Source organism: Streptomyces sp. McG3 (assembly GCF_018619185.1).
Taxonomy (GTDB): domain Bacteria; phylum Actinomycetota; class Actinomycetes; order Streptomycetales; family Streptomycetaceae; genus Streptomyces.
Genome location: NZ_JAAXYC010000270.1, coordinates 1 through 11,035 on the forward strand (window position 1 = coordinate 1; position 11,035 = coordinate 11,035).

At 72.1% G+C, this 11,035-nt stretch carries 11 protein-coding genes; 8 read left to right on the forward strand and 3 right to left on the reverse strand.

Going from position 1 to position 11,035, the window contains the following annotated elements; translation table 11 throughout:
• Window positions 1-20 precede the first annotated feature (20 nt).
• The 6 genes from HET64_RS30505 to HET64_RS30530 all read left to right on the forward strand — a co-directional run bounded on the left by HET64_RS30505 (window position 21) and on the right by HET64_RS30530 (window position 5,184).
• On the forward strand, window positions 21-896 hold the full coding sequence (locus tag HET64_RS30505; protein ID WP_374105590.1) for a response regulator: 876 nt from the start codon (window positions 21-23) through the stop codon (window positions 894-896).
• A gap of 204 nt (window positions 897-1,100) precedes the next feature.
• On the forward strand, window positions 1,101-1,331 hold the full coding sequence (locus tag HET64_RS30510) for a Flp family type IVb pilin (RefSeq protein ID WP_215110384.1): 231 nt from the start codon (window positions 1,101-1,103) through the stop codon (window positions 1,329-1,331).
• The gene (locus HET64_RS30515; RefSeq protein WP_215110385.1) at window positions 1,331-1,939 is read left to right on the forward strand and encodes a pilus assembly protein TadG-related protein; all 609 of its coding nucleotides are present in this window, start codon (window positions 1,331-1,333) and stop codon (window positions 1,937-1,939) included. The genes HET64_RS30510 and HET64_RS30515 overlap by 1 nt, the downstream gene beginning before the upstream one ends.
• Window positions 1,940-1,973: 34 nt before the next feature.
• Window positions 1,974-2,591, forward strand: coding sequence for a hypothetical protein (locus HET64_RS30520; RefSeq protein WP_215110386.1), 618 nt, complete (start codon window positions 1,974-1,976; stop codon window positions 2,589-2,591).
• A gap of 8 nt (window positions 2,592-2,599) precedes the next feature.
• Window positions 2,600-3,247 carry an OmpA family protein gene (locus tag HET64_RS30525; protein WP_215110387.1) on the forward strand — a complete coding sequence of 216 codons (648 nt, stop codon included), beginning with the start codon at window positions 2,600-2,602 and terminating at the stop codon, window positions 3,245-3,247.
• 335 nt (window positions 3,248-3,582) lie between these two features.
• Complete coding sequence (locus HET64_RS30530; protein WP_215110392.1) at window positions 3,583-5,184, forward strand: hypothetical protein; 1,602 nt, start codon at window positions 3,583-3,585, stop codon at window positions 5,182-5,184.
• 100 nt (window positions 5,185-5,284) lie between these two features.
• Here the strand turns inward: HET64_RS30530 and HET64_RS30535 are convergent, their stop codons facing one another.
• The 3 genes from HET64_RS30535 to HET64_RS30545 form a co-directional block, all read right to left on the reverse strand.
• The gene (locus tag HET64_RS30535; protein WP_215110388.1) at window positions 5,285-6,052 is read right to left on the reverse strand and encodes a haloacid dehalogenase type II; all 768 of its coding nucleotides are present in this window, start codon (window positions 6,050-6,052) and stop codon (window positions 5,285-5,287) included.
• Window positions 6,053-6,116: 64 nt separating this feature from the next.
• Window positions 6,117-6,731 carry a hypothetical protein gene (locus HET64_RS30540; RefSeq protein ID WP_251146098.1) on the reverse strand — a complete coding sequence of 205 codons (615 nt, stop codon included), beginning with the start codon at window positions 6,729-6,731 and terminating at the stop codon, window positions 6,117-6,119.
• A gap of 19 nt (window positions 6,732-6,750) precedes the next feature.
• The gene (locus HET64_RS30545) at window positions 6,751-8,772 is read right to left on the reverse strand and encodes a hypothetical protein (RefSeq protein WP_215110389.1); all 2,022 of its coding nucleotides are present in this window, start codon (window positions 8,770-8,772) and stop codon (window positions 6,751-6,753) included.
• Window positions 8,773-9,040: 268 nt separating this feature from the next.
• Here HET64_RS30545 and HET64_RS30550 point away from each other — a divergent pair, with 268 nt between their 5' ends.
• Together HET64_RS30550 and HET64_RS30555 are read left to right on the forward strand one after the other, a co-directional pair.
• Complete coding sequence (locus HET64_RS30550) at window positions 9,041-9,634, forward strand: hypothetical protein (RefSeq protein WP_215110390.1); 594 nt, start codon at window positions 9,041-9,043, stop codon at window positions 9,632-9,634.
• Between the two features lie 87 nt (window positions 9,635-9,721).
• On the forward strand, window positions 9,722-10,921 hold the full coding sequence (locus HET64_RS30555; RefSeq protein WP_215110391.1) for a glycosyltransferase family 39 protein: 1,200 nt from the start codon (window positions 9,722-9,724) through the stop codon (window positions 10,919-10,921).
• The last annotated feature ends 114 nt before the right edge of the window (window positions 10,922-11,035 follow it).

Genomic DNA, 11,035 nt, shown 5'->3' on the forward strand with positions numbered 1-11,035 from the left:
GTACCGCGCCATCCGGATGCATACCGCACTTCGACGCACGGGCGGACATACGGACGCGGGCAGCACCGGCTCCCGCTGTTCCCGGACCGGCCCGGCTCCGGGTGGTGGTCGCGGACGACAACCCGGTGGTCCGGGCGGGCCTGGGCGTCCTGCTCTCGGGCCGGGCCGACATCCAGGTCGTGGCAGAGGCCGCGGACGGCCGCGAGGCCTACGAGAGGACGCTCCAGCACCGCCCCGACGTGGTCCTGCTCGACGTCCGGATGCCCGGCGTGGACGGCATCTCGGCCCTGCCGCACCTGGTCGGCCTCGCGCCCGTGCTGATGCTGACGTACAGCCGCGAAGCCGAGATCGTCCACGAGGCGCTGCGCCTGGGCGCGGGTGGCTACCTGGTGCACGGAGAGTTCACGGCGGACCAACTGGTCCGGGCGGTGCGCGACACGAAGGACGGCCGCGCGAACTTCACCGCCACGGCCGCCGACGCCCTGCTGGCCCACATGCGGCTGGGATCGGCTCCGCCCCGGGGTCCCCTGCCGGAGGGGCTCGGATCGGCCCTGACGGCGGCGCCCCTCCCCGTGCACCCGGCGCCACGCCCCCTCGAAACTTCGGAAAGTCTTTCGCAACTGCAACCTTCTGTGGGACAGTCTTCTCTGTCCGGGGGGTCGGCACCCACCCCCAACAGGCAGCAGTACAAGCTGAGTTCGCGGGAGGTGGAGGTCATGGACCTGATTGCGTCCGGAATGAGTAATCAGCAGATCGCCGCCACCTGCTTCATCAGTGAGAAGACGGTCAAGAACCACATCAACCGCATCTTCACGAAGCTCCACAGCACCACCCGCAGCGAGGCGATCGCCCACTGGCTCGGCACCGCGACCCGGAACCCCGGGCGGCAGCCATGACCGAGCGATCGCGCGGCGAGCGGACCCAGGAAGCCTTTTGGGCCCGGGAATGGGCCCACGGGCCCTCTGGGACGGTGGCGGTTCCCCCCTATGTTTCTCATGTCGCCAACGGCACCGGCCGGGAGGAAGCCGGTATCGAGGGCGGCACCGCAGGAACGTGCGAGTCGGCCGGCAACCGGTCGGCCGAACCAGGAGGGGAACACCATGCCGAACATCACCCTGAAGACCGCCGTCCGCGTCAACGGCTGGGCCAACACCGCCGTCAGCAGCATCCAGAAGCGCTACGCGGCGAAGGACCGGGGACAGACGGCGTTCGAGTACCTGGGCATCATCCTGGTGGTCGTGGCGATCATCGGCGCGATCGCGGCCTCCGGGATCGGCGGGAACATCTCCGGCCGCATCGACGGACTGGTGACCTCCATCGTTTCGGGCTGATGCGCGAGCGCCAACACGGCGACGCAGGGCAGGCCTTCCCCATCTACATCATGATGGTGGCGGGCCTGCTCTTCCTTGCGTTGGCCTTCTTCGCCGTCGGTAAGGCCTCGGCCCTGCGCAACGGTTCCCAGGGCGCGGCGGACGCCGCCGCGCTGGCCGCCGCCCAGCAGGCACGTGACGACTTCGGGACCGGGTTCTACGCCTCGCTTCCCGGCAACACCTTGGACATCTTCCTGGGCGCACCCTTCGTTCCGCCCTGCTCGGAGGCGGAGCGGCTGGCCAACGCCAACGAAGCCGACATGACCCTCTGCGTGCCGAGTTACGGCTACCTGCGGGACACGATCACGGTCAAGGTCAAGGGCCGTGATCCGGTGGACTCGCCGGTGCTCCCGGGTTCGGAGAGCAAGTTCGCCAAGGCCGAGGCCACCGCGCTCATCGAGTTCCGCTGCCCCAATCCGAAGGCCATCGACGCCAACAGCGACGGTGTCCAGGACCTCTTCATCTTCACGTGCCGGAACGGCAAGATCCTCGAGATCGCGCCCGGCAGCCCTCCGCCGTGGAAGAGCGTGAGCACGACTCTCTTCGACGTGCGGTTGGTCGACCAGTGACAGCGAAGCGAACGACGAGTAGAGGAATCGGACCATGAGCATGCGGCGGACCACGACGACCAGAAGGGCGATGGTGGCTGTCTCGATGACGGCTGCCCTGGCCCTTGCTCTCGCCGGCTGTGGCGACGACGGAGGCGAGGAGCCCGGCAACGAGGGCTCCGGCGCCCCGTCCGCCCCGGCCAGCCCCTCCGCGGAGGACAAGGGCGAGACGCAGCAGGAGGACACGGCTGCGGGCGAGAACGTGGACCCGGACGTGAAGCTCGCGGAGACCCGCGGGCAGGGTGGCCTGGTTCTGGTGGTCAACGAGGTCAAGCGGGACTCCGGCGGCTTCCTCACTGTTCAGGGCGCGATCACCAACGAGGGAGACCAGGCACGGACCACCTCGGGCTGGGCCGGCTCGGAGGTGAACATCGTCAACAAGAATCCCAACTCGGTCGCCGGCGCAACGCTGGTGGACAAGGCGGGTAAGAAGCGCTACTACGTGCTCCGGGACACGGACTCCCGCTGCCTCTGCACCACGGCGATCTCATCCCTCGCCCCCGGCAAGACGGCGCCGATCTTCATGCAGTTCCCCGCCCCGCCGCAGGGCACGACCGAGGTCGACTTCACTCTCCCGACCTTCGCCACCACCTCGCTGAAGATTTCTGGGTGAGTGCGGCCATGAAGACCACCAAGCGCCCCCGGGCGGCCCACACCATGGGACAGGCCGTCGCGGTCGCCGTGCTGATCGCCGGCACCACGCTGCTCGGAGCCTCACCCTCGTACGCCGACGACGGGCCGAGCGTCCCGCCCGGGACGGAGGCGACGTCGGAGCCGCCCGTTCCCGTCGACCCGAACGACCCGGACCTGAAGATGCCGGAGGCCGGCACCCTTGCCCCCGGCCGGGTCCTGGACATCGTCCAGGTCGTGGAGGACCTCGGCGGCGAGGAACGCCGCGAGGACAGCAACGCCGACATCAAGTTCGCGCTCCAGGCCGAAGTCCTCTTCGGCAAGGACAGCGCGAAGCTCGGTTCGGCGGCCAACGCCCGCATCGCGGCGATCGCCGCCGAGATCAAGAAGCAGAACGCGACCAAGGTCCGCGTCTTCGGCTTCACCGACAACCTCGGCTCCTCGGCCCACGGCGACGTGCTGTCCAAGCAGCGGGCCGACGCCGTGCACAAGGTCCTGTCGAAGGAGCTCGGCGCCACGATCACGTACGAGATCCGGGGCTACGGCGAGCAGTACCCGATCGCCAGCAACAGCAACGAAGAGGGCCGCAAGAAGAACCGCCGCGTGGAGGTCTCCTTCCCGCGCGGCGCGGGGTCCTGACTTTCTCCGCACCCCACGGGAGACGGCCCGGCCCAGCACGCGACGACCGTCGCGCGCCGGGCCGTTCGTCGTCACGGAGGACGGCCCGCCCGGACCGTCAGGGCCGTAAACCGGCCACATCCTCTCCGCGCCCGTCACCCGAACGGCGGACCATCGTTTGCGTTGTGGATCAAACACATCCCCTACGGACAAGAACACAGCGGGTCCGTCGTGCGGCCGGGCCGGAATCAGGACCGGCGGCAGGTGCGGCGGGATGCGACACGTCGTGCGCCACGGACACATGGGTCAGCGGGGGTGCCGGGGTGCACGGACGAACAGGCGTCGAGAAGGGTGTGATGGGTGTGGAGGCCCACGCGACGAACGAGCGGGTGACGGGACGCACCTGGACGGTGCGGCTGGACCCTGTCGGCCGCGGCCGGGCGGACGTACGCGTCTCGTGCAGCCGCCCGGCCTGCGCCGCGCAGGTGCTGCCCTCCGCTGCCGTCGGCCGTACGGCGGCGGTCGAGCACCTCAAGGCCCACCTGCGCGCGGGCCCGGCCCCCCGCCCGTCGGCGTACTGCGCCTGCCGGGCCGCGGAATGCCACACCCACATCCGCCCCGCCGGACCGCGTGAGCGCCCCGCACCCTGGAGGTGCGGCGGCGCGGTCGTCCTGGCCGTCGTCACGGACCGGGAAGGGCGCTGGTGGCAGGTGATGGAGTGCTGCTCACGCTGCGCTGCCGCGCATCCCACCGCGAAGATCGCCGCCACCGCACCGGCCCCCGACCGGACGGCTCCCACCGGCGCCTCCCGGGCCGCGGCGGTCCCCGTGCCGACGGTGTCGGCTGTCGGCCCCCACTTCTCGCACACCGCTTCCGGGGCATCCGGGGCCGCCGCCCCGCACGAGGTCCCGGCTCCCCGGTCCGAGAGGCCCCCGAGGCCGGCGCGGCAGCGCGCCCGGCGGGGGAGGATCGCGCAGCGTTTCGTCCCGCACGATCTGCGGCCCGTCGCGCTGCGCGACGAACTCACCGAACTCGGCGAGCTCTTCCGCGCCTACCAGCAGCGCGCCGAACCCGACCTCGCGGTGCTCGCCGACCTCCACGCCCGCAAGGCGACGGCCTTCAGCGCTTGGGCCGAAGTGACCGCCGACACCGGACTGCGCCTCGACGCCCAGCGAGCCGAACAGGCCGCCGCCACCGCCCGTCTCCAGCATCTGCACCGCATCGGTGAGGCCCCGGAAGGCGAAGAGCCCGCTGTGGCACGGCTGCTGACGGCGCCCGCCCAGTGGGATCACGCACGGGCCGTCCTCACCCACGTGGCCGACCACGCGCCCCTGCCGGGGCCGGAAGCCCGCCTGCTGGTGGTGATGCTGACGCTGCGCACCGCGCAGTCCGGCACCGGCAACCTCGTCGGGCAGGACCTCAAGGGGCTGCCCCTGGCGGAACCCGAACACCTGGTGGAGCAACTGGTGGAGTGCGGCTGGCTGGAAATCGCCGGTAGCGTCGACGAACTGATCGCCTCCCGCCCGGAGAACCCCACCCGTGTCGGCGTGCCGTCCCTGACGCCCGACGAGAGCGACCCGGGCCCGTTCACCTTCGGCAGGAAGATGCGCCCCAAGCTCAGCGGATGGGCCCAGCGGGTCGTCGGTGAGAAGAAGCTCCGCAAGGGCAAGACCACGGCCGACGCCCGCCTGCTCGCCCTGGCCCTGGCCACCGGCGTCACGGCCGACGGGCGACTGGGGCCCGGGGGAGAGGGCCTCGGCGTGGCAGCTCTCTCCTCCCGGTGCGCCATCGCCCCGGACGACCTCGGGGAGTTGGTGGACCGGCTGACCGCGGCGGACTGGCTGACGGAGGCCGTCCTCACCGACGCCGACGCCGACGCCGACACAGCCACCGACACCGTCCTCACCGGCCGGCTGACCGAACGCGTCCTCCCCCTCACCTGCCCGCTTCTGCCCTGAGAAGCAGAAGCAGAAGCAGGAGCAGGAGCAGTAGCAGTAGCAGGAGCAGGAGCAGAAGCAGAAGCAGAAACGGAAGCGGCCCGGGGCTTCAGCCTCCCCCCTAGGACACGCCGAGCTGCTCCGCCAGATCCGCCAGACCCTCCGCGTACAGGTCGAACCGGTCCGAGGAGGCGGGCGGGTCGCCGACCGGGCGGGCCACATAGGCCGTGCGCAGGCCCAGCGCCTGGGCGCCGCGCAGGTCCCAGGCGTGGGCGGCGACCATCAGCAGGCGCTCCGGCGGCGCTTCGGAGCCGGTGACGGCCAGCCGGTAGACCGCCGGGTCCGGCTTGTAGGCGCGGGCGTCCTCGGCGGACAGCGCCTGGTGCCAGCGCAGTCCGGCGTGGACGTTCAGTTCCAGCAGCGCCGTCCGGCTCGCGTTGGAGAGGCCGATCAGCGGGAAGCGCCCCCCGATCCGGGCGAGCCCCGCGACGGTGTCGGGCCACGGCGGGAGGCGGCGGGCCGACCGGGCGAGCGCCTCCACCGCTGCCGGATCCTCGACCCCGGCGGCCTCCGCGACGACTCCGGCGGCCTCCTGGTCGAGGAGATCGCTGGGCAGGTAGGGCCGGTCGCCGTCGAGGACGCGGCGCTGCTCGCGCTCGATGTGCCGCTGCCACAGCAGCAGGAGCCGCTCGGTTCCGGCGGCTTCGGGGGCATCGGGGGCATCGGGTGCGTCGATCGCGTCGAGGGACGAGTCCACCGCGCGAACGTCGGCGCGGAGTCCGGCCGGGTCGTCGACGAGCGCGCGGATGCCGGTGCGGAGTCCGGCGGGTTCGTCGACGAGCGTGCCCAGTACGTCGAACACGACGGCGTCGATCTTCAGCTCTGCCATGGTGAGGGTCTCCTCCAGGATGGGCGGCTGACCGAACAACACCACAAGCCCTCTGTCGCATCCCCTACTTGACCGTGATCGACCCCACGAACGCGTCCAGGCCCTCCGCGTCGACCGCGTCCTTCACCGCGTTCAGGCGCACCACGAACGGAACGCCCTTCGAGTCCACGCCCGCGACCAGGACCCCGCTCATCGGGGTCCCCACGTTCGGGGTGTCGTCCCGGCCGTCCGCCGTGAAGTCGTAGTCGATCCGGCGGGCTTCGCGGGCCTCGCGGGCGCCGTCCGGGCCCGCGAGGCGGATGTCCTCCGTCGCCCTGCGGGTGGAGTTCATGCCGATGCCGGCGCCCGCCGCCGCTGCCGCCCCGGCCGCGTCGTCCACCCCGGTGGCGAAGTCCAGCTGGACCGAGACCATCCCGGTCCGGATGCCGCCCTTCTCCTGGAGCGCCACGGCCGCGTTGCTCTTCGCCCTTTCGACCGCGGGCTGTTCCACGTACCCCTCGTTCTCCGGGTAGCCGACGCGGACACTGCTGGTCTCCAGCGTGCCCCAGCCCTCGGGCACGGAAGCCGTGTCCCCGTCGTCGCCACACCCGGTCAGCAGGAGGGCGACTCCCAGGACGGCCGCCGTGCCGGCCGTCATCCGTCGCCGGGCCGCGCGCGTCCCGCGCTTCCTGATGCTCATCGTTCGTCCCACCTCCCGCTCAGTTCGCGCAGTAGCTGTACGGAAGATACGTGCGGGCGTCGCCCTGCGGGGCCCCGAGGAACCGCGCGTCCGTCAGGGACTCCTTCTTCTCCTCCGTGGAGAGGGAGAACCCGAGGCTCATGCCGAGCGAGACCTCGAAGCCGAACTCCTGGGCGTCGCTCTCGCCCGTGTACCGCAGGGAGCTGGACAGCCCGTCCTCGAACATCAGCTGCTGGAAGGGGTCGTTGCCCTCCGGGCGGTTCTCCATGCCGCGGTCGCCGAAGAGGTACTCGAACGGGGCGGTGTTGTTCCCGGAGCCGTCCAGCCACTGTTCGGCGACGCCCCGCTTGGCCTCGGTGTCCGCGTCCGTGTCCTTGCCGAAGACGATCGAGTTCGTCACCACGTCGATGCCGGTGCCGCCCGAGGAGTCCGACGCGCTGCCCTTGCCGCCGCGCTTGTCCTGGCCGCTCTCGCCGTTGTCGCCGCCCACCTCGACCTTCCCGGAGGCCGAACCGTTCTCCACCGTCTGCGTCATGTCGATGCGGACGATCTTCCCGGTCTTCTGGTCGCGGGTGACGGTGATGGCGCCGGTGCGGTTCTGCTTGCCGCCGACGGTCCCCTTGACCGGGCCCACGTTCCCGCCGGCCTTGCCCTCCAGTTCCAGCTTGGCGGTGTACGTGTACGACTCGTTGCCGTTCACGTCGTCCCTGGCGATCGTCACCTCGGGCGAGAACTTCGCCTTGCCGCCCAGCTTCGCGCCCAGTTCTCCCTCGTCGCCGCCCTTCACGGAGAGGCCGCCGTCCGCGTAGGCGTTGAGGCCGACGGTCGAGTAGGAGATCTTCCTGTCACCGATCTTCCGCTCGATGTCCTCCTTCTTCTCCGCCCACTTCATCGCGGAGTACCAGCCGCCGCCGTAGCCGCCGCTGTGCTTGGTGGAGGTCTCCCACATCTTCATTTCCTCGATGTCGTCCCGCATCTTCTGAGCCTCCTCCTCGCTCGCGAAGATCCAGGTGTCACCGTTGGTGATCTTGATGCCGCCGCCGATGTCGACGTCCGCCTTGCCGAGGCTCCCGAGCTTGACGCCCGGGGTGCCGGCGGTGGCCCCGGCGGACGCGGCGTCGGTGAACGTCATCGAGACGACCTTGTCCTTGCCGTCGACCGTGCCGTCGCCGTTCACATCGGTGCTCGCCTGCGAGACCTTCTGCTGGAAGCCGTACTCCTCGCCCCACTCGAACCAGCCGATCTTGACCTTGCCGCCCGCCGTGTCCGAGATGCTGGAGACCTGGCACATCCTGGGCTCGTAGTCGGCGTCCGTCCTCGGCTTCGCCTCGGGGTCCTGGCCGCCGGTCGAGCACGAGCCGCCGCCACCGGCCAGCGAGCTGATCGCGCACCGCAGGCGCTCCCCGATCTTTCCGCCGACCCCGGCCATCGCCATCGCACCGATCAGCAGGGTGACGAGGACGACGAGGCCCAGGTACTCCATCGCGGTCGCGCCGCCGTCCCGCCAGTTGTACGCGTAGCGGGGCGGCTCCGGGGTCCGGGTGGCGCGCTCCTCCAGGAGCCGGTCGACGGCCACTCCCGACGCCGCGCCGGCCGCCAGCGAGACGCCGGGCATGAGAACGCCCTCGATGCCGACGACGTCCCCGGCGACGGCGAAGCCGTACAGCAGCCCGGCCAGCGGTACGGCGAGGGCGGCGAGCAGGTACAGGACGCGGGAGGACTCGCGGTACTCCTCGGGGAGAATCCGGGCCGAGGCCAGGACCGTCAGGAGCGTCACGACGAGGGCGGGCAGATGGAGCAGGGCCAGCCGCCAGCCGAAGGACTCCAGGCGCTCCTCGGTGCCCAGCAGATCGACCAGGACCCGGCTCATGACGAACCCGAGGGCGAGATAGACGAGGCCGCCGGTCACCCAGCTCCGGGTCAACGCGAAGAACCGGCTGCCCCGCTGGGCTTGGCGTGGGGCGCCGTACCCCGCGATGTCGTGGCGCCCCGACGGTATGTGGCCCGCGCTCCGGTCTCCCCAGCCCCCGCCACCGCTCACGGTGCACCTCTCCTCGACCCGCGCGTGTTGCCCGACGGCTGAGAGCGTACGGCCGAAAAGCTGCCCCGGCCCGGGCCCCCGGTCCCAACCCCGGGCCCAAGTGCGCTGCCCCGGAGCGCTGTTGCGCCGTTGGTGCGCCGGCCGTTCCGCTTGGGGCCGTCCGTGGGCCCGTGGGCCCACGCCGCCCCGGCCGCGGCTCAGTACGCTCGGATGTGCCGGTGGTCGCCGACCACGACGCCGTGAAGAACCGCGATGGGGGTGGGCGTCGATGGATGCCGGATTCTTCTACTCGTACCACCTGGGCTGGACCCGCCTGGACGCCCGGACACTGCTGGGCGACCTGGAGGCCGAAGGGCTCCGCCCGACGCACCCGGTGTCCGGCCGCACCATGCTCGTCAGCCTCGACTCCGCTTCCCTGGGCGCCCGCTCGCCCGTCACCCGCGAGCAGTTGCTGTCCATCGCCGGGCTCCAGCGGCTCCGCGAGGTCGGATTCCGGTTGTGGACCGACGGGGGCCTCGACCTCCTGGTGCGCATCCGGCAGGCCCGGGCCGGCGTCGTCGCCGTGGAGTTCTCCGTGGGGGAGCTGCCCGAGCCGGAGCGGGAACACGCGGTGAGCGCCATCCGGCGGACCGTCGGGCGGGCCTCCGTGCTCTGCATCGGCTTCGTCGTCGACCGGAGCGGGGCGACGGCCGCCACCGACTGGGACGGCGTCGTCATCGAGGGCGACGCCCACCTCCACTCCTGGCCGGACACCGTCGCCGTACGGGACGAGACGGCCGCCCGCCACCCGCAGCTGGCCGTCATGGACGGCGTCGAGATGTCGCCGTGGAAGGTGTACGGGAACGAGGTGCTCGGCGTCTGAGCCGGGCCGCCGCGAACCCCCGGACACGCCCCGGGCCCCGGCCCCCGGTGCGGAGGGATGCCCGTCGGCGACGTCATAATCGGCCGTATGTCCGATCACCAGCTCCGCACCCGGCCGCCCGCCGGTCCGGCCCGGGGCCCCCGCACCCCAGGGTCCCGGGCCGCCGCCGCGCTCCGGGCCGCCGCGCCCGCGCTCGCGGTCTACGCCGGCGCGCGGGCCCTGGGGCTCCTGGCCTTCTGGGCAGCCGCGTCCGCCGCCGGGAAGGACCCCCTGGGGCCGCTCAGCGGACGCTGGGACTCCGTCTGGTACCAGCGCATCGCCGAGAACGGCTACCGCTACACCGTCACCCTCCCCGACGGCTCCGTCCACTCCGACCTGGCGTTCTTCCCCCTGCTCCCGGCGCTGGAACGCGCCGTCTCCGCCGTGACTCCGCTCACCCCCGGCGGCGCCGGGCTCCTCGTCGCCTGGACGGCCGGGCTGCTCGCCGCCTGGGGCATCTTCGCCGTCGGCGCCCATCTGCGCGGACGGCGTACGGGGGTGGTGCTGGCCGCGTTGTGGGGCGTCTACCCGACGGCGTTCGTCCAGTCGATGGCGTACACCGAGACCCTGTTCACCGCGCTCGCCGCCTGGGCGCTGTACGCCGTCCTCAAGGGCCGCTGGATCGTCGCGGGCGCGCTCTGCGTCCTGGCGGGGCTCACCCGGCCCACGGCGGCGGCGCTCATCGCGGCCCTGGCGATCACCGCGGCCGTCACCCTCGTACGGGAGTACCGCGACGAGCGCCGCGCCGGCCCGGTGCTGCGCCGCAACGCCAGGATGATCGCGGGCGTGGCGCTCGCACCGCTGGGCTGGCTGGCGTACGTGGTGTTCGTGGCCGTCCGCGAGGGCAGCCCGTTCGCCTACTTCGACGTCCAGGCGCAGTGGGGCAACAACATCGACGGCGGTCGCGCGCTCGCCGCCTTCATCGCCGGCCTCCCGTGGCCCGCGGCCCTCGGCCTCATCGCGGCGCTCGGGCTGCTGGGGTGGCTGGTGGTGCTGTGCGTCCGGCAGCGGCAGCCGCTCCCGGTGCTCGTCTACGCCCTCACGATCGTCGTCATCTCACTGATCGGCGCCGGGTACTTCGGCTCCCGGCCGCGCCTGATGATGCCCGCGTTCCCGCTGCTGCTCCCGCCCGCCGTCGCCCTGCTGCGGCTGCGCACGACCGGGCGCACGGCCGCCGCGCTCACCCTCCTGGCCTGCGCGTCCGCCGCCTACGGGGCCTGGACCCTGCTGGGCCCGGGCCCGCCGTAGCCCGGTCCCCGGCCCGCGGCGTCGCGCCGCGGGCCGTTCTCAGGCCCCGGAAGCTGACGGGGCCGTCGCTCTCAGCTCCACCCGTACGCCCGGCCGCAGCCCCCACCCCTCCAT

Bases quoted from the DNA above. Each gene is read 5' to 3' on its own strand.
- HET64_RS30555 (WP_215110391.1), top strand. From the start codon at position 9,722: ATGTCCGATCACCAGCTCCGCACCCGGCCGCCCGCCGGTCCGGCCCGG.
- HET64_RS30540 (WP_251146098.1), bottom strand. From the start codon at position 6,731: ATGAGCATCAGGAAGCGCGGGACGCGCGCGGCCCGGCGACGGATGACG.
- HET64_RS30515 (WP_215110385.1), top strand. From the start codon at position 1,331: ATGCGCGAGCGCCAACACGGCGACGCAGGGCAGGCCTTCCCCATCTAC.
- HET64_RS30550 (WP_215110390.1), top strand. From the start codon at position 9,041: ATGGATGCCGGATTCTTCTACTCGTACCACCTGGGCTGGACCCGCCTG.
- HET64_RS30535 (WP_215110388.1), bottom strand. From the start codon at position 6,052: ATGGCAGAGCTGAAGATCGACGCCGTCGTGTTCGACGTACTGGGCACG.
- HET64_RS30520 (WP_215110386.1), top strand. From the start codon at position 1,974: ATGAGCATGCGGCGGACCACGACGACCAGAAGGGCGATGGTGGCTGTC.
- HET64_RS30525 (WP_215110387.1), top strand. From the start codon at position 2,600: ATGAAGACCACCAAGCGCCCCCGGGCGGCCCACACCATGGGACAGGCC.
- HET64_RS30530 (WP_215110392.1), top strand. From the start codon at position 3,583: ATGGGTGTGGAGGCCCACGCGACGAACGAGCGGGTGACGGGACGCACC.
- HET64_RS30510 (WP_215110384.1), top strand. From the start codon at position 1,101: ATGCCGAACATCACCCTGAAGACCGCCGTCCGCGTCAACGGCTGGGCC.